The organism is Hyalangium sp. (assembly GCF_035629615.1).
In the GTDB taxonomy this organism is placed as follows: Bacteria; Myxococcota; Myxococcia; order Myxococcales; family Myxococcaceae; genus Hyalangium.
On sequence record NZ_DASPHO010000851.1, the window covers coordinates 1 to 21,620 of the forward strand.

The following is a 21,620-nucleotide window of genomic DNA, read 5'->3' on the forward strand; positions in this document are numbered from 1 at the left end:
AGCCAAAAGGAAAGGCCCGCAGTGACGAGGAGGACTTCCCCCCTCGTCACCCGGGCACGAGTCACATGGTGCGCGACGTACGAGCCGAGGCCCTGCTCGAGCCGGTCTTGGCGGTGGGAGGAACCGTGTCACCCATGCTCGGTTTGGTGAGCCCGGTGGCCCCATTGCCCATCTTCCTGCGAGTCGGCGGCTGCTCGCTGGCTCCGGGAGCGGCGCCGCGGAGGCTCGCCTCCATCTTCTCCTGGCGCTCGCGCATCTCGGCCAGATCCTTGCTGAGGCGCATCGTCTCGGTCCGATGCGTATCGATCTGTCCCTGGAGGCCCTTGCGCAGATCGGCCACCTCGGTCTTCACCTCCTTGGTCAGCGAGCGCATCTCGCTCAGCGTGGCGGCGTTGGCCTGGGTGAGCTTCTCCAGCAGCTCCGAGTGCTTCCGGTCGAGCTCGGCCAGCGTCATCTGGCCCTGGAGCTGCCGCACTTCCTGCGCCTTCTGGCGCATGGACTCCTGCGTCTCCGACGGCTCGTCGTCGCCGACCAGCCAGCGACCGATGGTCTTGCGGCTGGCGTAGCCGAGAGTGCCAGCTGCCATGGTGGCGGCGATCTTGCCGAGGTTGTTGGTGATGATGGGGAGGAAGGGCATGCAGGGACTCCTGGAAATGCCCAGGAGGAATTCCCGGGCTCATGTGCTGATACCCACCGGGAGCCCTCGATTTCGGATGCTGCGTCAGGGAGCGGGCGGGTCCCTCTGGCAGGGTCTGAGCATCCGCTCGACGTGCGCGTCGAAGCAGCCCAGGATGATGTCCGTCCGTTCCTTCTTGCTGCCCACGAGGAACCGTATGTGCAGCAGCAGGCTCTCCTTCGTCAGGTGGGTCTTTACCGTGTAAAGACGCAGCCGGAAGGGTCGGGCCATCTTCCCGGTCACCTCGTGGTTTCGGGCCATGGACTCGCTCAGGGTCAAGCAGAGGGTCTTGGCCTCTTCAAGAGTGATTGGCCGGAACAGGCGGCAACTCCGGACGGTGGTGATGATCTTCTTCACGTGTCCTCCATGCGGCGTGCGACGGAGGGCGTGGAGCCCACGTGGCGCGCGTAGTGCGCGCCAGCGAGGGCGCAGGGGTTGAGTGGGATGGAAGGCTTCGCGGTGGAGCGACGCTGAGGCGAGCCCGAGAGGCGGCGTCTGCTCGTTCACCGTCGCAGTCAACCGAGCGTCACGGAGGAGTTCCTCCAAGGGCTTATACCCGGGAGGAGGGACTGGATCGTGGGAGGGGCCCGGGCGACGCTGGTTCCGCCGAGCACGCCAGCACTTGCTGCCTACCTGAAGCAGCGGGATGTCACCCCTGGAGCCGTCGACCTCGCCGACCGCGAAGATGTCGTTCGCGTGCGCCGGGATCAGGCGGACGAGATGAATCGCTGCGCAGGGAGAAGCCGATCATCGCCACGCGGCGAGCGGTAGGATTGTAAATGCTCGCCCTGCCCCGTGGTGATGGGGCAGCCACTGCCCATGAGCTGCCACACGGACAACCCTGTTCCCCTCGCAGTGGGAGCAGGGCGCGCAGGACGCTGACGCAGCGTCCGCCTTGCGTCCTCGTCCGGCTCGGCAGGCTGCTCCCTCTCCTCCTCTCACACGAGCACGGCGATCATTTACTTTTTCTGTTCGGCGGCGCGTGTGCGTTTCGCATCATCAACCACCCCCTGGTGATAGAGGCAGATGTCGTTAAGACCATCTGGCTTGGTGGCATTCTTGTAGAAGCGCTCGGGCGACGCCCAGTGGCCTTTGCCGTAGGTGCACCATTTTTCACCGCTTTCGTTACGCTTGGCTGACATGCGTCTTCTCCCCGTGGTGACGCCCCCGTTGAGCGGGGGCGCGGACAAATTCTGCATATTTCCGGTCACTCAGCTCAGCTGATGTTCCGTAACAGGGCGCGGAGGACGCTGACTCAGCGTCCCCCTTGCGTCCTCTACCGGTTCGGCAGGCCACCCCCTCTCCTCTTCTCTGACGGGGCACGGCGATCAGTTGCGTAGGATCAGGTCGTGGTCGCGGGCAAGGTCGAGCAGCAGTCTCCTCGAAGGCCGGGTGCTCCACCGCCCGGCCCCACTCGGCCAACTTCTCCTCATCGACGGGCGGCAACGCCTTACTCGGCCGCTCGCGCCGGTCGAAACAGGAGGGTTTCCGGGTCTGTTTCGTAATGACCCCAGCCCGCCTTCTCGGCCTCCGCCATCAGCACGCGAGCGATCTTGAGGGAAGGCAATCGAGCCTGCCCACGTGCGCCTTGAAGACTGCCGTCGGGTCTGCGCCAGATGAACCGGTATCCTTCCTCCTTTTTGCCATCGGTGTAGACGTAGCGGCAGCGCTGAAAACACAGGGTCCACTCGTGGTTCTCCGGCTGCGCCTGCACCTCATCCAGCACCGTCACCCGCCCGTTTACGCCGACGGCTCTACCTTCCTCACTCATCGTCCACTCCATAGTCAGGTATCGGCATGCGATACGCCCATATGCGCATCACATGAGCTACTCATGTGTAGCTGATCAGTAGCTGATCAGCAAGAGCCGGTGATGGGGTAGTTGAGGGCGGCGCGTGTTGGGTAATTTGTTGGGTAATTCCCCCGCCACCGGCAACCAGAACGGGCCAAAAGAGGCCGAATTACACAGTAGTTCCGGCTACTTACGGTAGTGGCACGAGCGGGTCCCACTCATTCGTAATCAGTAGATCCTCGGTTCGACCTGGGGTGGCGCACCTCATCCCTGTTGAAGCAGGGCCCCGATGTCCGAGGGCCGGAAGCGGATTGCGTTGGATACTCGCAGGTGGGGCAGCCTGCCCTCCGAGCAAAGCTTGTAGACGGTGGCGCGTGAGACGCCGAGGTAGCGGGCGACCTCCTCTACCGTAAGCAACCTGGCCCCGTGGGGACCCTCAAGGCGGGGTGGAACCTCGGACCCGTTGGGCTCGCCAACTGGTAGCGCCCGGGTAGCGGAATTGGTACAAACCGGTGCGAAACCGTGGACGAGCGGTTCCCTGGTTGCTCCTGGAGAACTGAATGATTCCAATGGGTTAGAGAGGATGAAAGCCCCCCTGGAGCCCCCCTCCGACGCCCCCGGGCGCTGTTCGGGACCAAGGGGTCGCAGGTTCAAATCCTGTCTCCCCGACCATCCGAAAGCCCTGGAGTTTCGCGGACTTACAGCGAGGCTCCGGGGCTTTTTCTTTTCCCCTGTTGACCTCCAGCAGCAAACAAGCAGCAAGCGGAGAGGACTCGGCTCCAGCAGCATGCGGGGCCGGTGGAGCCTCCGTTCCCAGGGCTGGAAGTGGCGGTCCTGGCCTCAGTCAAGAAGCAGCGAGGGCGCGCTCCGGCGCGCGCATGCAGGAAAGCGACGTGGCCTCGCGGAGCTGCTCCTCGACCCAGCCGTCAAATTTCATCGGATCTCGGCTGCCGTCCACAAGGGATGCCGGGCAGCTTCACCCTCCCATGGTGGGATGCGAAGAGGACCTGGGGCGTCATCGTCTCTGGGGCGACCATCCCGTAGGCTGGATCCCTCCTCGAACTGGAGGGCGCCCCATGGCAACGCGTCTGACCGCTGCGGTCCTGCTCTTGGCCCTGCTCAATGCGTGCGCCACCCAGCGTGTGGTGCGCCTCGACATGGGGCAGGGGGAGCCCCTGGAGTACAGGCCGCCCACCTCGACCCAGCCCGTGAAGGTGGATGCGGAAGCGTTCGAGGAAGCGCTGACGCAGTTGGTGTTGAATGCGCCCCTCACCCTCCGCCCACCTCGGCAAGACTGGCTGGTGCGCGCCTCCTACCCCAGCGACGACCCGGATACACGCTGGCAGCGCCTGATGAGCAAGAGCTTCGGTGGCCTCTGCGAGCCGGGCCAGCGCAGGGACAACTGCCTCTCCCTGCTCGATGACGTGATGGGCCTGAGCGAGTGGGACAAACTGGGGGTGGCCTTGGGCCTGTCGATCGATCCCCTCAAGGAGAGCATCGCCAAGGCAGTGGAGAACACCCTGGCCCCCCAGCTCTTCTACACCGTGATCGCCACGGGCCTCATCACCTGGGCCGTCCTGGCGGCCAACCCCGAGCCCGTTTTCACCAAGGCGGCGGCCATCGTCTCAGCTCTGCTGCTGATCTACCTGGGAGTGGAGACGTTCCTGGAGGTGGTGGACGCGAGCCGGGAGCTGAAGTGGGCCAGCGACCGGGCAACCACTTGGGAGGAGTTGGAATACGCCAGCAAGCGCTGCGCGAACCGGGTGGGACCGGAAGTTGCCCGCGTCTTCGTCCTCGCGGTGACGGTGGTGGTGAGCCATGGAATGACCGGGGGCGCAGCGCTGCTGTCCTCGCGGCTGTCGATGCTCCCCAGCTTCTCGGAGGCAGCGGCGGCGGGGGCCGCACGGTTCGGCATCAACCTGGCGAACGTGGGACAGGTGAGCGCGGTGGCCGTTGTAGGAAGCACCATCGTCATTTCCCTGCCTGCTACGGCAGTTGCCATGGGGGCTATGGGCTCAGGCAGCAACCCTTCGGTCAAAGCCCCGCACATTGATGTACCCAAGCACAACCTCAGCCGACTCGCCCCGACATGGGCGGAGCAGCGACAGATTCTCATTGACGCGGTTCGCCAACTCGATGGGAAGGTCAGCGCTGTTGCCACCCATCCCAACGGGGCCATCTTCGAGGGCACCATTCAGGTCAAGGATACGTTGGGGAATCTGGTTGACTTGACCATTCGCTGGTTCAAGTACGCGGATGGACGCATCACGATCAACACGGCCTTTGTTCCACCGTGAGGCCATGCTCTCCTGACGTACTTGGACAGAAGGGACCCCATGAGTCAGCTTGAACATCTGGCAAAGCGAGTGCTGGAGACAGGCGGATCGGAGGTGGAGCGGGCTCTCCGCGAGGAACTCCGTCGCGTTTCCGAGCCTGAGGAACTCCGGAAACTTGCGGAGGGCTTCTACGCGGAGCCCGAAGTGTCAGTACCCACGTTCGAAAGGCTCCTTGAGCTGACTCCTGAGGACCTTGTTGTGCGCGTGGAACTTGGCTTCGTCTACTTCCTCATGGGCGAGGACGGAGAGGCGAACCGCCAGCTTGAGAAGGCTCGGGCGCTGGACCCGGAGCATGTACAAGTTCTCTCTCTCGAAGCGGCCCTCGCGCGTGACTCGGCAAAGAAGATCCGACTCTACCGGCGCATCCTCCAGAAGGATCCTCAGCATGAGGTTGCTCGCAGCAAACTCCATGAGCTAGGAGCGCTGCCCAGCGGAAATGGAACCATTCCTTGAGGTTCCCATCGACAGGCATCGTCTCCGAGGAGATCGCGAAGGCCGTGGAGGACATAGGGACCACGGGGACGAAGTTCAAGGAGGTGTAGTAGCTCGGCGCGGCATCCAACTGCGGCACGAGGGATGCGTCGCAGAACTCAAGAAGCTGGCCCAGGATCTCCACTGAGGGGACCTACGCTGCCCGAGAAGGCGGGCTGCAATTCCTATCGGTTTCTGGTCCTCTCTGCGAGACCATGAACGCGCCTTTCGGTCCCATCTTCCTCAAGGACCCCGATGCTGGTCTCAAGCCGTTCGCCACGTCGCAAGGCCGGCTGGATGCCGCCCGGCATTGGCTTGCGAGAGCCGGGAGAACCATTCGGCGAGCGAGCTGTTGCCGGAGGCCGAGGCGGCTGTTGAGGCGCTCGCTCGCGGTGCCGATAGAGACGCTCGACGATAACGGGCGCTAGTATCCCATCGATGCTCTCCCTGTACGCTGCGCCCTGGTGGTGGCTGGCCCTGGTGCTCCTGGTGCCCGTGGGGCTCGCGGCGCGGCGAAAGCCCAAGCGCGAGCGGGAGCCGCCCCAGAGGCCACCACCCCCGCGCTCCGCCTGGCGCTTCCCGCTCCTCGCGATGGGGCTGCTCGTCGCCACGGTGGGGGTGGTCAGCGCCCTGCGTGGGGGCTCATCGCGCGAGGCGAGAAGTCCTTGGGGGGCCGCCCCGGGCGCTCCTGTCTCCGGCACGAACCCCGAAGAGCTTGCGAGCGCCATGGCGGAGCAGTGGAAGGCCATGGCCTCCACCGTCTGCCCTCGCTTCGCAGCGCTCCAGCGAGGGGACGCCGGGAGCCCGAGCGCTCGAGCGTGGGAGCTGGCAAACGTGGAGTGCCTCGGGCAGATCTGTGAGCACCCCGAGCAGCTCGAAGCGCGGAGCCCCGGGGCCGGCAGCAGGCTCCAGCCCATCTGTCAGGGGCTGTTCTCCGTGATGAGGAAGCGGTGGGAGCTGACAGTCTCGGCGGACTCCGTCCGCCTGGCGTGTCCTACGGCCATGGTGAAGTGGTCTGGCCAACCCTGGAGCCCCGGCAACCACCTGAGCTTCTACCAGGAGATGCGCGGGTGCATGGAGCGCGGCTGCGCGGAGGCAGAGACCCGCTCGGAGGCGGAGCTGTACTGCGAGGGCGCCGCGGATCTGGCCGAGAGCCTGGGAGATGCCCCGGCCGCGGCGCGATGGAGACAGCAGATCCAAGCGGCCCCGGTGCTACAAGAGCAGGGGGAGGGGCAGAGCCCCAGCCGGAGCGTGCGCATCATGGCCCGGCGCTGGCGCGAGGCCTGTCAGCAGGGGAGCCAGAAGTACTGCGAGGCCGTGGCCGGCTTCTGTCAAACAGAGCACGAGCCTTCGGACGTGTGTCCCCACCCAGGCAAGGCCTCCACGCCAGAGCCTCGCCTCCAGTAGGAGTGGGGACGATCTTGAAAGAGCGCGGCGTTTCGATCGCGGGCGCGCTTCTGCGACCGACTCCACCGTAGGAGGACGGCATGAATCAACGGGAACGGTGGCCCGCGCGAAGGAGAACCTCGCTCCCGCTCAGCTCGCGCGCGCTGGGGGGGAGCGCCGGTGCAGCGTCATCCGCACGGCTCCCTCGGGCTTGAGGGAGATCTGCGGGTGCGGCACCACGCGCTGATCCACCACCAGATCCAGCCGGTAGCGCTGAACCACCATCGCCAGCACCAGCTGCGCCTCCATCAGCGACATCCGGTTGCCGATGCACAGGTGTGGGCCCGTCCCGAAGGGGAAGTACACATGCCGGTGCCGCGCCTCCACCTGCTGCGGCTGGAAGCGATCGGGATCGAACCCCAGCGGGTTCTCCCAATAGCGCGGGTGGCGGTGCACCACGTAGGGGCACAGCAGCACCGCCGCCCCCGCGGGGATGCGGTAGCCGCTCAGCACGTCGTCCTGGAGAGCAGTCCGTGACAGCAGCCAGGCCGGTGGGTACAGCCGCAGCGTCTCCTCGACGACCTGGTGCACGTAGCGCAGCTTCTCCAGGTCCTCGTAGGTAGGCACGCGGCCCTGGAGGACTTCATCCACCTCGGCCTGGACTTTGCGGGCCACGTCCGTGTGCAGCGACAGCAGGTACCAGGCCCACGTCAGCGCCACGGACGTCGTCTCATGCCCCGCAAGGTAGATGGTGACCAGCTCGTCCCGGAGCTGGCGCTGGGTCATCCCCTTCCCATCCGTCTCGTCGGTGGCCGCCAGCAGCATGGAGAGCAGATCCCCTTTGTCCTCTCCACTGCGGCGGCGCTCGTCGATGAGACCGTGGACGATGCGGTCAATGGTCCGCACCGCCCGCTGGAAGCGGCGGTTCTGCGGCGTCGGGATGGCATCCGGAAACACCACCAGGGACCAGAAGCGCTGCTCAGCCGTCGCCTGTCCCACGGTCACCGCCTGGCCCACCGCGTCCACCGTTGCCTCGTCCAGGCCCGCGGAGAACATCGTCCGGGTGATGATGGTCTGGGTGATGCGCATCATCTCCGCCAGCATGTCCAGCGGCTCGGCCCGCTGCTCCGCCTTCTCCCAGCGCTCCAGCATCCGCTGGATGGACTCCACCATCATCCCCGTGAAGGAGATGACACGCTGCTTGTGGAAGGCCGGCTGCATCATCCGCCGCTGGCGCTGCCAGAAGTCCCCATCACTGGTGATGAGCCCCTCGCCCAGCAGCGGCTTCATCTTGTCGTACAGCTCGCTGCGCTTGTAGCTGCGGTAGTTCGTCACCAGCACCTGGCGCACATCATCCGGGTGGCTGATGAGGTAGGCCTCGCTCCGGCCAAAGGGCAGCCGCACCACGTCCCCATACTGGTGGGCCATGTGCACCAGGAAGCCGAGCGGCTCGCGCGCGAGCTTCGGCAGCACGCCCAGAAAGGGCAGGCCCCAGGGGCCGGGCGCAAGCGCGGGATGAGGAGAGGGGGTGTTCTGAGTCATGGAGGAGCCGCTCCGAGGTACTCGTGGAAGTGAGAGAGCATGTCTCGCAGCGCCTGGCGGTAGGCCTCCACCTGGGCCGCGGTACCCTTGATGCCGATGGCCCCCGCCCTGCCGCTGCCTTCCGCGTCGCGGGTGAAGCGTCCGAAGGCCAGGAAGCCGTCCGGGTTGGCGTCCCCCAGCGGGGGGAGGAACACCTCCGCGTTCCGGAGCAGGGTGATGCCCACGGTGCCAAAGCCCTCGGCCATGGCGGCTGAGGCCAGCCTTCGCTGCGCCTCATAGAGGAAGGGCGGCGCCACGGCGAACAGCTGCATGGCGGACGTGGCCGCGCTCCGGCGCTCCTGGGTGGCTCGCAGCCGCGCCTCGAAAGCGCGCAGGAAGGACACGAGCCCCTCGCGCCTGTCCTGGCGGAAGTACATGGCTGGGCGGATGACGAGCGTCCCCAGGGTCCGCTCCGCCTGCGGGGTGGCGGGCACATCCACCGGCATGACGAACTTGCGATCGGCGAAGGCCGGCTGGCATGCCAGTCCCCACAGGAGCAGGCCGCTCAAGGAGACGGGGCCCTCGAGCGGATATGCCAGCTCCCGGCTCAGCTGCTCCCGGGCCGACAGCAGCGGGCTGAAGTCGAGGAAGTCCAACGTGCACACCTGCTCGCGGCCATTCCGGCGCCCACAGAGCTGGGGTGGCAGCGAGGCGGGAGGCGCGGGAGCGAGAGGCAGGGCCCGGCTTCCCCAGGCGGCTCTCAGCGCATCCAGCACCTCCTGCATGGGCGCTCCGTCCACCGGGGAGTGGTGGATCTGCCACCAGAGATCCACCGCGCTGGCCTCCGGCAGCAGGCGGGCGTGGAGGCAGAGCAGGCCATGCCCCGGGTGCTTTCGGTGGAGCAAGGGGGGCGGCGTGTGGCGCTCTCCGGCCGTGGCGCCCGCGGGGAGCTGCTCCACGACGAGGAAGGTGCCGCGCAGCACGCGCTCCGTGAAGCGCAGCGCCTCCGCGCGTGAGCTCCCGGAAGACCAGGAGCGCTCCTGCACCTGGCGGCGCAGCATCCGCTCCAGCCTCAGCGGCCGGTCCACATCCTCCAGGTGCCGAGTGGCCTCGTAGGCCTCCACGAGCTGCTGACACAGCCAGCCTCGGGCCTCGGCATCCAGGGCTCCGAGCGCGGGCGCGTGCTCGTCCAGCAGGGGTTGAAGGTGCTTCAGACTCCCGGATCCATCGAAGTGCGCCAGGGTGATGTCCGCCTCCAGGCAAGGCAGGCGTCGGGCCGCGAAGCGTTCCCATTGCAGGCACCAGCGGCACACGGGCTGCTCCCGCAGGAAGGCCTGGAGTCGCCGCGCCAGGTGGAGGGAGGACTCCTCAGTGGTGGCAGAGGGCTCGGCCGAGAGCCCGAGTGACGCGAGGACGAACTTGGACGCCTCGGTGCGGAAATAGGTCTGAACGCTCTTGCGCCAACCCTCCTCACGGGCTCTCCACCCCAGCCGGGACAGGCCCTCCAACAGCTTGAGCGTGATCAGAGAGCTCACCACGGGAGGGCTCCATCGATCGACGAGCTCCGAAGCCTGGAGCGGGGCGGGCAGCGGGCGCTGGCTCATGCGAAACGGACCTCCTGGGCCTCCAGCCACGGTACGCCAGCCGCGTCCAGGACGAACCAGGAGTTCTCCAGGGGAGTGTGAAGCACGGCCTCACAGGGCCCCTGTCCAGCACCGCGCTTCAGGCAGCCAATCGACAAGCGGGTGGGGGAGCTCCCCTCGGTGCGGCCTCTCTCCAGCGCAGCGCGCAGCAGGGCCTCCAGGTGGGCGGTGGGTAGCAACGGCTGGGGCAGAAGGGGCGTGGACCACAGGGTGCTCGGCAGACACGGCCGCACCCGCCCGAGCACTCCGCCGCCGGCCAGGGAGGACCAGCGCCCCGCCTCCAGCCGCTCGCAGCTCCAGCGCAGGCCTGTGCTGCCTCGCGGAGCGGGGCGTGAGCCCGACTCAGGGGCCCATGTCCTCGGCGGCTCGGGGGGCGCGGGAGTCCGCTCATACACCAGGCGGAGCGTGGCCACGGGCTCCGAGTCCGTGCCTCGCCGCACCTGGATGTCCAGCACCCATGCGGAGCCCTCCCAGCGGCCGGTGGCCTCCTTCTCCAGCACGAGCTCTCCCCCAGGAGCCGCCAGGGCGCCGAGCCGCACGCTCAACCCACGCACCTCGCGCAGGAAGAGATCCGGCCAGGCCTCGGGTGTCACCCACTCGCCCAGGGTGCACATGTACTCGAGCAGCAGGCTGACGGGGAGGGCCGGCTCGCCACCTGCGGAGAACTCCCAGAGCAGCGGAGCACTCGGGGCACGCAGCCGGTTGCGCGCGCGCACGGAGCGGAAGCGCCGGAAGGACACGAGCTCACCCAGCAGCGTGTACAGCGAGGCGAGGCGTGCGAAGGAGGGGAAGTCCGAGGTGAGCCAGTAGCGCCCCAGCTCTCCGGGGACAAGCGCCTGGCCGGTGTGGCCGGGGAAGCCCACCTCACCCGAGCCCCCCGCGAGCAGCTCCCGCTGCCAGCGGTAGAGGCCCTCCTCCACGTTCATCGCCGCCATGTAGCGCGTGGCGGCCTTGAAGTTGGCAATGAGTCCCAGGTTGTCCCACGTCACCCAGCACAGCGTCTTCAGCGGGAAGCGCACCTGAGGAGCGGCCCACAGGCCCAGCCGCGCCAGGCCCTCGTTGCCAGCCCCATAGTCCGTCTGCCCCGCCATGCCTCCCATGCGGCCCGTCATCGAGCCCACGCTGCAGAAGAAGGCCAGCGGCCGCCCGCGCACCGCCTGGAGCAGGTGGAGGAAGCCCTTCACCTTCACGCGCACCGTGGAGACGAAGTCCTCGGGCCTCTTCGCCGTCAGGCGGATGGGAGCGTCCGTGCCCGCGTTGTGGATGACGCCGCGCAGCCCCGGGCCGAAGCGCGACAGGAGCTGCTCCACCTGGGCCAGCGAGTTGAAGTCACAGGCCTCGTAGCTCAGCGCCAGCCCCTCTGCCTGGGCCTGCTGGAGGTTGTGGTACAGCTCGCGCTCGCGCCCGAGCGCCTCCAGCCGCTGCTTGACGCGGCCCACTGTCTCACCCGGTGGCACCTGCCGCAGCTGCTCGCGGCTCCAGGCACGGAAGGCCGCGTCGTCCATGAGCAGCCACGGCTCTTCCGGGCGGGGCAGCGGCTTGCGCCCGGTGACGACGACGCGGCAGCCGAAGTTGCGGCACAGCGCCCGCGCCAGCGCCAGGCCGATGCCGCGCCCGCCTCCCGAGATGAGCACCGTGTCCCGCGAGGTGAGCTCCAGCACCGGCTCACCCACGGCCTGCTCCTCGCCCAGCAACGTGTAGCGCCGTCCCTCGCGGTGCCCCACCTCGATCATGTCCCACACGTACAGCTCGCGCGCGATGAGCTCTCCCAGCCGCTCCAACTCCACGGGGGCCACATCCAGCACCTTGATGTTGCAGTTGGGCAGCTCGCGCGGGAGCCCCTTGGCGAAGCCGGCCCAGATGCCGCCCAGCGGCTGGGGGGCCTGCCCCTCATAGCCCATGGCACCGCCGAGCATCGTCACCGGCATATAGAAGAGGCGCTGCGCATCCTCCTCCTCGATCCACTCCGTGTAGCAGGCCTGGATCACCTCCACGGACTGGCGCAGCGGTGCCTCCCATGCGTCCGGCGCGTCAGAGGAAAAGGGCTCCTGGAGGGTGAGGTCCACCACTCCATCCAGGGGTCCGCTGCGAGCTCGCAGGCTGGCACCGCTCTCACCGGCCGCCAGCCGGTACACCTGGGCGCCTCGTGCCTCCAGGGCCGCGGTGACTCTGGCAGCCACCTCCTCCCGGCCCCCCACCAGCGCCACCCGGCGGCCCGCCAGCCGCGAGCGGGGGGGGCTCCGCCAGAGGGGGCAGCTCCACCGGGCGCCACACGACGCGGCGCACGGGTTGGACCGAGCCGTCCTGGGGGTACTGGATGACAGGGACAGGAAGGCTCACCACCCACCTCCCGAGGGGGCCGCGGCTGGCAGCACCGCGGGGACGCTCCCCGAGCGCCGCAGCCGGGCCTCCAGATCGCTCGCCGAGACGAACTCACCGGTGCGGACGTGGACATAGCCCATGACGATGCCCACCAGCCCATGGATCTGCACCAGCACGCGCCCGTCCGGCCGGACCGCCACGCAGCGGTTGTGCGGCGAGTCCGGGCCGAAGGCGGTGATGTCTCGCGGTGTGGCGTACAGCTCCAGCTGCCCATAGCGGGAGGCCAGCTCAGCGTCATTGACGCGCTCGAAGAGCTCCACCCGGCGGATGCGAGCCGGGGCAGCCAGGGGCACGTACTCATCCACCAGGCCGAGCACCGCCACCCGTGCCAGCCCATCAATGAGAATGCTGGGGGTGAGGAAGCGGGAGAAGACGGGATGCCCCTCTGGCACCGAGGGCCTCCAGGAGGCGCGCTTGCCCAGCGGGTGCATGCGGGTGGCGGTGGTGGAGACGAACAGATCCGTCAGCAGCACGGGGGCTGCGGGCAGGTGGTACGGATCCGGCACGGGCACCTCACCCAGCGCTGGCCAGGCCTCCCACAGCGGGGCCTGAGGCGGCTGGCGCTGGAGGATGACGCGCGCCTCGAAGTGCAGCCGGTCCCGCCGCAGCACGGTGCCGTTGGGAGCTACCACGTCCGTGAGGACGCGCACCTCCACCTCGGCGCGGTCTTCATCTCGGGACAGCAGCCGCGCCCGCATGCGCTTGGGCGCGGGCTTGTCCGGGGCGTACACGCGCAGGAAGTGGTGGAAGACGATGTCCTCGAAGGCAACTGCCTGCATGCCGGGCACCAGCGCCTCGGCCGCCTCCGCCGCCAGCTCCGGCACGAAGGTGCCCGGCAGGGTGGGGTGGCCGTTGACGAGGTGGTGCTTGAGGTAGGCATCCCGCTGGAGCTCGAAGGTCCGCTCCAGCTCCAGCTCGCCCTCTGCCACCTGGCGCGAGTTCTCCACGTAGAAGCGGCCGTATCCCTGGGGTCGAGGCGCGGGCAGGACCGGCTCTGATGGAGGGAAGAGCTGGGCCATCAGCGGCCGCAGGAAGTCCCCATCGGCCGCGAACACCCGCTTCTCTGCGGTGCCCAGGTGGAGGGTGACGGGCTCGTGCCGGGGCAGGTGCAGCTCGCGCATGAAGTGGTGGACGCCCTCCTCGTTCGTCATCAGCGTGAAGAGGCCCGAGCTGTGCACCACCCCGGCGATGCTCCGGTAGTAGTGGGTGGTGATCATCCCGGAGTACCCCCACACCGTCCACCCCACGGTGAACTCCTCTACGCCTTGCGAGGCGGCGTAGCTGGCGGCGGTGTTGAGGAAGGTGTTGCCCGCCGCGTAGTCCACCTGGCCTGCCTGGCCCAGCCCGCTCACCACGGAGCCGAAGTTGCACCACAGGCGCGGCGGGCAGTGGCGCACGGCATGCTTCAAGTGCTGGTACCCCTTGCGCTTGAGCTCGCGGATGTAGAGGAAGTCCTCGAACGTCTTCTTCTCGAGGGACTGGCTCTTGTCCAGCCCGGCGGCGTTGATGACCAGATCGATGCGGCCGTGGCGGCGCACCACCTGCGCGACGGCTGCCTCCAGGCCCTCCCGGTCGAGCACGTTGCAGGCCACATAGTGGACCTTGCCGGGCCCGCAGAGCTGGCGTAGCTCCTCCAGGGTTCGGTGGGACCAGCGTGCGCTCACCCTGCGATCGAACTCGGAGTTGATGTGCTTGACCGTCTTCTCCGGGTGGGCTGTCCGTTGCTCGAGGATGAAGCGCGAGCGCTGCTTCTCGAAGTCCTCATCACGGCCCTCGAACATGGCCGCCGGGTAGCTGTCGAGCGGGTTGCTGCCAATGAGGTAGAGGTGGGGCCGGTGGTGGCGAGCCAGCTCCTTGACGACCTCGGCGGTGATGCCGCGAGCGCCGCCGGTGGCGACGACTACCGAGCTCTCGTCCAGACGTGCGGGGGCGTCCGCGGGCAGCGGCGCCGCCTCCTCGGTGGCGAGGACGGCCTTGCGGGTGCCGCCGTCGTGGATGACGGTGGCAGTGAAGCGCTTCAGGGTGGACTCGCGCTCCGTGTCCCGCACGGCCCGCAGCACGTCCTGCTCGCGGGTGAAGACGGCGAACGTCTCGCAGGGCTTCAGCTCAAAGAGCGCGCAGTTGATCAAGCCTGCGAACAGGCCTGCCAGCGGGTGCAGCACCTCGCCCGCCAGGGCGCCGGTGAAGAGCGAGACGAAGGAGGCCCCCGGTTGCCTCAGGGTATCCAGCACCTGCTTGAGCGTGAGGAAGAGCAGATCATTCAGGGCCACCAACGCCTCAGGCTCGTGCCAGGGCGGCAGCTCCAGAGGGGCCGCGGACGACAGGTTGCTCAGCACCCGCAGGTGGGAGATGCGGCCCCGCAGGGGGCGCAGCACGGTGTCCACGGCCTCCTCGGTGATGCGAGGCAGGAAGAACCGGAGCGGCCCCGGCTTCAGAGGGGTGGTGCTGAGGACGATGACGTCAGGGGGCAGCAGCCCGGGCTCCTCCAGGAGCTGGGGCTGATCCGTCAGCAGCAAAGTGCCAGGAGGGAAGAAGGGCACGGACCCACGCACGGCGATGTCTGGCAGCGCCCTGAGCCCCATCTTCTGCCGCCGCACCGTCACAGGCTGGCCGGGAGCATGGAAGCGAGCATCATGGAAGCGGGGCGGGACGGGGGCAGCGGCCCGGGGCGCCCGGGGCTCGGGCGGGTGGAGAGGGAGCGTGAGCGCCTGGCCCGTCTCATCGAGGCAGTGCAGGTGCGGCTCATCGGCCACGCGGGGCAGGGCGCGGAGCAGGGCCACGGCCGCGTCGGCCCCCAGGAAGTTGAGGCCCTCGGGCTTTACCCCACAGCGCAGGGGCGGTGAGCCTGGGGCTGGCGCCGCTCCTGGCTCACCCACCCGCGCGAGGATGGGCAGCCCGGCCTCCCGGGCATCCTGCTCCCTCACGAGCGCGAACAAGACACAGGCTTCCGCGGCCTGCTGTCCCGCCGAGCCCACCAGCTCTCGGAGCACCGCATCCGCTTCGGGGCCGCTGTTGCCGTTGGTGCCACCCACCAGCGCCAGGTCCACCTCGCCGCTGCGCAGGTAGCGCGCGGCCACCTCGAGCGCGCTCAGCGCGGAGGACAGGCCCGTGTCCACGGCCATGGTCGGTCCGTGCAGATCGAAGAAGTTGGCCACGCGCGCGGGGATGACGTTGGGCATCAGCCCGGGGAAGGAGTCCTCGTTGGAGGTGGGGACGAGCCGCCTGACTTCGGCGCGGAACTCCTCGAAGAGGGCGGAGAAGCCCGCGTCTTCCCGGAGGGTGGGGGACTCGCGCAGCACGCGCTGGAGGTCGTCCAGGTAGCAGCGGTTGCTGTAGCGCAGCGCCTGCTGCGTCTTGCCCATGTGCCCGAGGAAGACGCCGGCCGTCTCCAGCTTGTCATCCCAGAAGCGCCCCAGCTGCTGCTTCAGCTGGTGGGCGCACTCGAGCACCATGAGCTGGCAGCGATCAATGGTGCGCGCGGTGCGCGGGGACATGCGGATCTTCTCGAAGGGAGGCAGGGGGTAGCTCTCGCCAAAGCTGGCGGTGGGCTCCGGGCCCTGGCCCTCCATCCACTGCTGCACCTGCTCAGGCGCATCGAGCCCTGGCATCCGAGCCGCCCAGGCGACGAGAACCAAGGGGGCCTGCAGCGGGCGCGCGGGTGGCGGGGGCGAGGGGGGGCGGCCCGGCTGGAAGTCGCTCACCAGCAGGTGGGCATTCGTCCCGCCGAAGCCGAAGCTGGAGATGGCGGCCAGCCGGGGCGCCTCGGGCCGGGCGGGCCAGGCCAGCGGCTGGCGAGGGATGACCAGGCCACCTTCCTTGCGCTCCAGCTCCGCCAGGGGCCGGGTGAAGCGGTGCTGGGGAGGGATGGTCTCCTTCTGCATGGCGAGGATGGCCTCGATGAGGGATGCCACCCCCGCCGCCCAGCCCGTGTGGCCGATGATGGACTTGTTTGATGAGAGGGAGAGGGTCCGCCCTGCCGGCAGCGTCTCGTTCAGGGCCTGGATCTCCGTCCTGTCTCCTGTCGGCGTGCCCGTGGCGTGAGCGACGATGAAGTCCAGGTGGCGCACCTGGTAGGCGGGGTGAGCCATGGCCCGCCGCAGGGCCAGGCTCTGGCCGGCGCTGCTGGGAGCGTAGATGGCCTTCCCCTTGCCGTCGGACGAGGCGCCGAAGGCGGAGAGCACCGCCAGGATGGAGTCTCCATCCGCGAGCGCCCGCTCCAGCCGCTTGAGGACGACGACACCGGCGCCGTCCGCGAAGAGCACGCCGTCACACGTGCTGTCCAAAGGGCGGGCCTCGCCCGAGGCCGACAGGCCCCGGAACTTGGAGAAGAGCACGCCATTCATCGGCGCCAGGGACATGGCCCCGCCACACACCACCACGTCCTGCTTGCCCATGCGCAGCGCCTTCATGCCGATGTCCACCGCGTACAGGGACGAGGAGCAGGCGGTGTCCACCATGAGGACCTCGGTGCGCTCGGGCAGGAGCCCTCGCACGGCATCCAGGCCCACGCGGTGGGGAAGGAAGCGCACGGGCGAGGAGCGGCCGTGGGCATAGCCGGCGTGCAGTGCCTGGCGGGCGGCCTCCAGCCACCGCGGGTGCGAGGCCTTGTCACCGGAGCGCTGCGCCATCAACCGCTCCAGCCGCTGGAGGGTGCTCTGGACGAGGAGTGACTCTTCGAGGAACTGGCTCCCATCCGCCGTGTACCCGGCGATGAAGGCGTACCGGTCATCCGGCCGCCGCTTCACCCCGCGCAGGGCGTCCGAGAGGGAGTGGCGCAGCCAGTGGACGGTGAAGTCATACGCTCCGGGTGGAAGCCCGGAGGGAGGCACGGGCTCGGTAATGAAGGCGCTGTGCAGGCAGTAGCCCTTGTCCTCGGCGGCGGGATCCTCCGAGTAGAAGGTAGCCAGGTTCCACCGGTTGGGCGGCACGGGCTGGAAGAGGTTCTTGCCCTCCAGCAGCGCCTTCCAGTACGTCTCGACATCACTGGCTCCCGAGAGCACCACGCCCATGCCCACCACGGCGATGTCTTCGCTCGAGGCCTCAGGCGGTGGAGGGCTGGGCCGGGGCGAGGAGACTGGCTCCACGCGGGGCGCGGGCGCCGGAGCGGGCACCGGAGCGGGCGCCAGCGAACCGCGCGCCACGGACAGGCCGCCGTCCGCCACCACGGTCTGTCCGACGATCCACCTCGACTGCTCCGAAGCCAGGAAGAGGACCACGTCCGCCAGCTCCTCCGCCGTGCCGATTCGGCCCAGGGGGCTGGCTGCCTCCAGGCTGCGCCGCAGCTCCTCGTAGTTGGGGAAGTTGCGGATGACCTCCGTGTCGAGCATGCCGGCCGAGGCGGCATTCACCCGGATGTTCAGCGGGGCGTACTCGGCGGCCAGGTAGCGGGTGAGCGACTCCAGCGCGGCCTTGGAGGTGCCCACCACCAGGTAGTTGTCCACCGGCAGCTGGGCCCCCAGGGACGAGACGTTGACGATGACGCCACCGCCCTTCCGCTGCATGAGCGCCATGGCGCGCTGCGAGCACCAGAAGGCCCCCTTGAGGTTGGTGTCCAGCGCCCGGTCGAAGTACTCCTCGGTGACGCTGGCGGTAGGCACCATGGCCCCGGACGCGGCGTTGTTGATGAGGATGTCCAGGTGGCCATAGCGCTGCTCGATCTTGTCGAACATCTGCTCCACCTGATCGCGCCGGGCCACTGAGCCGCGCAGGGGCTCGGCCACTCCACCTCGGGCGCGGATCTCCGCGCAAGCGGCCTTGGAGGCCTCCAGCGAGTGGAAGAAGTTGATGAGGACCCGTGCGCCCCGCTCGGCGAGCCGCGTGGCGATCACCCGGCCCACGCCCTTGGCGCCGCCCGTCACCAGGGCGAGCTTGCCTTCCATGTCGCGCATCTCGCTGTGCCTCCGTAGGTGTTGTGGAACCAGGGCGGCTCAGCCGTGAGCTGGCTGCTCGCGCATGTCGAGGACGAAGTCCGCCACGCTCCCGAGCGTGCGGTAGTCGCCAAGGCGGAAGCTGGGTGGGCGGGGTGGAAGGCGGTAGCGCTGCTCGATCTTCGCCAGCAGCTCCACCTGCTTCACCGAGTCGATGCCCAGCTCGGCCTCCAGGTCCACGTTCTCCGTGAGCACCTCCTCGGGATACTCGAGCGCCTCGGCGAACATGCGAGCCAGCTCCGAGAGCAGCTGCGAGCGATTCATCGCAGCCGGGGCCCCCGCTCCTTGTGGCGCAGCGGCGGCCTTGAGCTCTGGCACGGCGGCGCGGGAAGGGGCAGGTGCGGGCGGCGCAGCGGGGCTGACACTGGCGGCCAGCGGAGCCTCGGTGCGCCAGCCCTGAGCGAGCTTGCGAGCATGTTCTCGCAGCTCCTCGCCCCGGGCCTGCCAGAAGGCACGGAAGGTCTCCACGCTGGCACCGGGCATGAAGAGCTCCGCCAGCGCGCTCTGTGCAGTCTCGGAGAGCTCGGGTTCCCCCCGGGCAAGGCGCATGGCCCGCTGGAGCGCTGCCACCTCCTCACCCGGAGAAGGCAGGCACGAGACGACCCGCACGCTCCCGGGCTTGAGCGTCTGGCGCACCAGGTTGCCCAGGGTCCCCAGTGCGCCGCACTCGATGAAGGTGGTGACACCCTCTCGGCCCAGGTGCTCCAGGGCCTCGCGGAAGCGGACCGGCCTTGCCAGGTGCCCGGCGAGCAGGGCAATCAGATCATCCCCCGCCGTGTACTCCCGTCCCTCGATCGGAGAGAAGACGCGGCGGCGCGGTGGGGCAGGCCTCAGGTGCCGCAGCCGGGCGGCGAAATCTCGCGCCACGGGCTCCATCAGTGAGGGCACATGGAATGGGTAGGGCGAGTGCAGCCGGGTCCCTGTCACCTGCAGCGCGGAGGCCACTGCCAGCGCCTGGTCCATGCCCTCGTGGGAGCCCGCGAGCACTACCTGGGAAGGCCCATTGTCCACGGCGAGCGCCACGTCCTCGCGTCCCAGCGCGGCCACCAGGTGGGCCGCGCGCGCCGCTCCAGTCCCCAGCGCCGCCATATAACCGGCGTCCCGTCCCAGCTTCTCCAGCGCGGCGCAGCGGTCACGGACGATCTCTGCCCCCTCACGTACCGTGAAGCTCTTCGCGCAGACCAGGGCGGCAATCTCCCCGAAGCTGTGGCCGGCCAGCACCTCTGGCGCCAGCCCCTGCTCCTCCAGCAGCGTGTACGCAGCCACCGACACGGCGTAGATGGCGAGGTTGAGCGTCAGGGGATCTTCGCTCAACGCAGCGATCTCCGGCGGTGAGGCGCCCAGCAACACCAGGGAGATGGGCCTACCGGTGGAGGGTTCTGCCACCTCGTCTACCGCCTTCAAGGTCTTGGCGAGCTGGGGGTACTCACGGATCGCCTCCCGGAGGGCCCCTCCGTAGAAAGCTCCCTGTCCCGGGAACAGCGCCGCGATCTTGTGCGAGTGTGCTTCGCCCATCATCCATCTCCGTGCATTCCTACGATCCAGCCGGGTTTCGCTCAGCACGAAACCGTAGCAACGCACGGTGACATCCCTGCACAGCGCAGAGCCCGAGGGGGTGTTCGAGGGCAGCTCCTTTTACCGCCTTGAGCCCCGTCTGGAAGGCCCCATCGGTATGATTCCTCGATGCCTCCTCCTCGCCTTGCGAGCGTCGATCTGAACCTGCTCATCGCGCTGGACACGCTCCTCCGGGAGAAGAACGTCACGCGCGCGGCGGCTCGGCTCGGCATCAGTCAGTCCGCCATGAGCCACTCGCTGCGCCGGATGCGGACCCTGTTTGATGATCCGCTCTTCGTCTCGACGCCCCGGGGCGTGCTGCCCACCCCCCGCGCGCAGGAGCTCGCCGGCCCCATCGAGCGCATCTTGAAGGACGTCGAGCACGTGCTCGACCGGCCGCGCTTCGAGCCAGCGACTGCCCAGCGCAGGTTCCGGATCATCGCCTCCGACTATACCCAGCTCGTCGTGCTGCCTCCCCTGGTGCGCTACCTTGCGCAGCACGCACCAGGCATCGACCTCGTCTTTCGCACCGCGCCCAGCCTGGTGTTCCAACGGCTCGAGCGAGGCGATGCGGATCTCGCTATTGGCCTCTTCGACGCGGAGATGGAGGGCGGCTACCGGCAGGAGCTGTTCCACGAGGAGTTCGTCTGCCTGGTGCGGGCCCGTCACCCCGTGGTCCGGCGGGGGCTCACGCTGGAGCGCTTCATCGAGCTGCCCCACGCGCTGGTCTCACCCCGAGAGTCCGAGGACGGCGGCATCGTGGACACCGCGCTCGCGAAGCTCGGCAAGAAGCGGCGTGTCAGCCTCTCCGTCCCGCACTTCCTGGTGGCTCCCTACGCCATCGCTGGCTCCGACATGGTGCTCACCACCCCCGCGCGCATCGCCCACATCTTCGAGAAGCCCTTCAACCTGCGCATGCTGCGCCCGCCGCTCGAGCTGCCAGGCTTCACCATGAGCCAGTACTGGCACGAGCGCTCGCAGCACGATCCTGGCCACGCCTGGCTGCGCGGCCTCCTCAGGCAACTCTCCCAGGGGGCACACCACGGATGAAGGAGCGTCCACTCGCGTCCCGGCATGAACGCAGTCGATGACCGCCATGAACAGGAGGGCTTGGATTTAATGTTTAGCGGGTTTTAAGAGATTGGCATGGATAACGCGCTGCCCTCTTTCCCTCCTCCTCCCCAGAGCCAGCCCCTCTCGCACGGCCAGAGGGCCATCTGGTTCGTCCAGCAGCTGTCTCCGGAGGGCTCTGCCTACAACGTGGTCGTGGCGGCGCGCATCAGATCCGAGGTGGACTTCCCCGCGCTCAGGGGGGCCTTCCTCAGGCTCGCGGAGCGCCACCCGGTGCTGCGCTCCACGTACGTGGTGCACGAGGGCATGCCCCGGCAGCTCGTCCATGAGCGGATGGACTTCCACCTCCGCCAGTGGGAGGCCTTCTCCTGGAGCGACAGCGAGCTTGCGGCGCGCGCGAAGGAGCTTGGCACGCGTCCCTTCGCGCTCGATCGCGAGCCCGCATGGAGGCTGGATCTCCTCACGCGCTCGGCCAGGGAGCACGTCTTCGTGCTGACGCTGCACCACATCGCCGTGGACCTGGCGACGATGAACGTCCTGCTCGAGGAGCTGGGCACGCTCTACCGCGCCGCACGGGAAGAGACGCCCGTGGAGCTGCCGGCGCTGCCGCTCACGTACGGGGACTATGTGCGGTGGCAGGAGGCGCTGCTGGCGGGCCCCGAAGGGGAGCGGCTCTGGAGTCATTGGAAGGAGGAGCTGTCGGGTGAGCTCCCTGTCCTGAACCTGCCAGGAGATCACCCCCGTCCTGCCGTCCAGTCCTTCGTGGGCGGCTCGCACCCCTTCACGCTGGGGGCGGAGACGGTCGAGCGCATCCGCGCGCTGGCCAAGGCGGAGGGCAGCACCTTCCTCACGGTGCTCCTG

Annotated in this window: 15 protein-coding genes; 5 read left to right on the forward strand and 10 right to left on the reverse strand. The window is 68.5% G+C overall.

The window, feature by feature from the left end; genetic code table 11:
* Window positions 1–61: 61 nt before the first annotated feature.
* The 5 genes from VD972_RS42695 to VD972_RS45665 form a co-directional block, all read right to left on the reverse strand.
* Complete coding sequence (locus VD972_RS42695) at window positions 62–637, reverse strand: ribosome-binding protein (protein WP_324995378.1); 576 nt, start codon at window positions 635–637, stop codon at window positions 62–64.
* An 84-nt stretch (window positions 638–721) separates the two neighbouring features.
* Complete coding sequence (locus tag VD972_RS42700; protein WP_324995380.1) at window positions 722–1,033, reverse strand: hypothetical protein; 312 nt, start codon at window positions 1,031–1,033, stop codon at window positions 722–724.
* A 602-nt stretch (window positions 1,034–1,635) separates the two neighbouring features.
* Window positions 1,636–1,818 (reverse strand): hypothetical protein, encoded by a 183-nt coding sequence (locus tag VD972_RS42705; protein ID WP_324995382.1) that lies wholly within the window; start codon window positions 1,816–1,818, stop codon window positions 1,636–1,638.
* Window positions 1,819–2,126: 308 nt separating this feature from the next.
* Window positions 2,127–2,447, reverse strand: coding sequence for a hypothetical protein (locus VD972_RS42710; RefSeq protein WP_324995384.1), 321 nt, complete (start codon window positions 2,445–2,447; stop codon window positions 2,127–2,129).
* Window positions 2,448–2,732: 285 nt separating this feature from the next.
* On the reverse strand, window positions 2,733–3,257 hold the full coding sequence (locus VD972_RS45665; protein ID WP_414654221.1) for a helix-turn-helix domain-containing protein: 525 nt from the start codon (window positions 3,255–3,257) through the stop codon (window positions 2,733–2,735).
* A 287-nt stretch (window positions 3,258–3,544) separates the two neighbouring features.
* Between VD972_RS45665 and VD972_RS42715 the strand changes: the two genes are divergently transcribed.
* The 3 genes from VD972_RS42715 (at window position 3,545) to VD972_RS42725 (ending at window position 6,682) form a co-directional block, all read left to right on the forward strand.
* Complete coding sequence (locus VD972_RS42715) at window positions 3,545–4,765, forward strand: hypothetical protein (RefSeq protein ID WP_324995387.1); 1,221 nt, start codon at window positions 3,545–3,547, stop codon at window positions 4,763–4,765.
* Window positions 4,766–4,804: 39 nt separating this feature from the next.
* Window positions 4,805–5,257, forward strand: coding sequence for a hypothetical protein (locus VD972_RS42720; protein ID WP_324995389.1), 453 nt, complete (start codon window positions 4,805–4,807; stop codon window positions 5,255–5,257).
* Between the two features lie 456 nt (window positions 5,258–5,713).
* Window positions 5,714–6,682: a hypothetical protein gene (locus VD972_RS42725; protein ID WP_324995391.1), complete on the forward strand. Its 969-nt coding sequence runs from the start codon at window positions 5,714–5,716 to the stop codon at window positions 6,680–6,682.
* A gap of 129 nt (window positions 6,683–6,811) precedes the next feature.
* Here VD972_RS42725 and VD972_RS42730 read toward each other — a convergent pair whose 3' ends face one another.
* From VD972_RS42730 to VD972_RS42750, 5 genes are all read right to left on the reverse strand, one after another.
* Complete coding sequence (locus tag VD972_RS42730; RefSeq protein WP_324995393.1) at window positions 6,812–8,203, reverse strand: cytochrome P450; 1,392 nt, start codon at window positions 8,201–8,203, stop codon at window positions 6,812–6,814.
* Entirely contained in the window at window positions 8,200–9,786 is a 1,587-nt protein-coding gene (locus tag VD972_RS42735) for a hypothetical protein (RefSeq protein ID WP_324995395.1), read from the reverse strand. The genes VD972_RS42730 and VD972_RS42735 overlap by 4 nt, the downstream gene beginning before the upstream one ends.
* On the reverse strand, window positions 9,783–12,005 hold the full coding sequence (locus VD972_RS42740) for a KR domain-containing protein (RefSeq protein ID WP_324995397.1): 2,223 nt from the start codon (window positions 12,003–12,005) through the stop codon (window positions 9,783–9,785). Before VD972_RS42740 ends, VD972_RS42735 begins: the two co-directional genes overlap by 4 nt.
* Window positions 12,006–12,161: 156 nt before the next feature.
* Window positions 12,162–18,095: an SDR family oxidoreductase gene (locus VD972_RS42745; protein ID WP_324995398.1), complete on the reverse strand. Its 5,934-nt coding sequence runs from the start codon at window positions 18,093–18,095 to the stop codon at window positions 12,162–12,164.
* Window positions 18,096–18,134: 39 nt separating this feature from the next.
* Window positions 18,135–19,652: an acyltransferase domain-containing protein gene (locus VD972_RS42750; RefSeq protein WP_324995400.1), complete on the reverse strand. Its 1,518-nt coding sequence runs from the start codon at window positions 19,650–19,652 to the stop codon at window positions 18,135–18,137.
* Between the two features lie 165 nt (window positions 19,653–19,817).
* Between VD972_RS42750 and VD972_RS42755 the strand changes: the two genes are divergently transcribed.
* On the forward strand, window positions 19,818–20,738 hold the full coding sequence (locus tag VD972_RS42755; RefSeq protein WP_324995402.1) for a LysR family transcriptional regulator: 921 nt from the start codon (window positions 19,818–19,820) through the stop codon (window positions 20,736–20,738).
* A 96-nt stretch (window positions 20,739–20,834) separates the two neighbouring features.
* Window positions 20,835–21,620: condensation domain-containing protein (locus VD972_RS42760; protein WP_324995404.1), on the forward strand; the 786-nt coding region annotated here is incomplete at its 3' end.

Excerpts from the sequence above, each read along its gene's own strand:
- VD972_RS42695 (WP_324995378.1), bottom strand. The coding sequence starts at position 637 with ATGCCCTTCCTCCCCATCATCACCAACAACCTCGGCAAGATCGCCGCC.
- VD972_RS42705 (WP_324995382.1), bottom strand. The coding sequence starts at position 1,818 with ATGTCAGCCAAGCGTAACGAAAGCGGTGAAAAATGGTGCACCTACGGC.
- VD972_RS42710 (WP_324995384.1), bottom strand. The coding sequence starts at position 2,447 with ATGAGTGAGGAAGGTAGAGCCGTCGGCGTAAACGGGCGGGTGACGGTG.
- VD972_RS45665 (WP_414654221.1), bottom strand. The coding sequence starts at position 3,257 with ATGCTGCTGGAGCCGAGTCCTCTCCGCTTGCTGCTTGTTTGCTGCTGG.
- VD972_RS42715 (WP_324995387.1), top strand. The coding sequence starts at position 3,545 with ATGGCAACGCGTCTGACCGCTGCGGTCCTGCTCTTGGCCCTGCTCAAT.
- VD972_RS42720 (WP_324995389.1), top strand. The coding sequence starts at position 4,805 with ATGAGTCAGCTTGAACATCTGGCAAAGCGAGTGCTGGAGACAGGCGGA.
- VD972_RS42725 (WP_324995391.1), top strand. The coding sequence starts at position 5,714 with ATGCTCTCCCTGTACGCTGCGCCCTGGTGGTGGCTGGCCCTGGTGCTC.
- VD972_RS42730 (WP_324995393.1), bottom strand. The coding sequence starts at position 8,203 with ATGACTCAGAACACCCCCTCTCCTCATCCCGCGCTTGCGCCCGGCCCC.
- VD972_RS42735 (WP_324995395.1), bottom strand. The coding sequence starts at position 9,786 with ATGAGCCAGCGCCCGCTGCCCGCCCCGCTCCAGGCTTCGGAGCTCGTC.
- VD972_RS42745 (WP_324995398.1), bottom strand. The coding sequence starts at position 18,095 with ATGCGCGACATGGAAGGCAAGCTCGCCCTGGTGACGGGCGGCGCCAAG.
- VD972_RS42750 (WP_324995400.1), bottom strand. The coding sequence starts at position 19,652 with ATGATGGGCGAAGCACACTCGCACAAGATCGCGGCGCTGTTCCCGGGA.
- VD972_RS42755 (WP_324995402.1), top strand. The coding sequence starts at position 19,818 with ATGCCTCCTCCTCGCCTTGCGAGCGTCGATCTGAACCTGCTCATCGCG.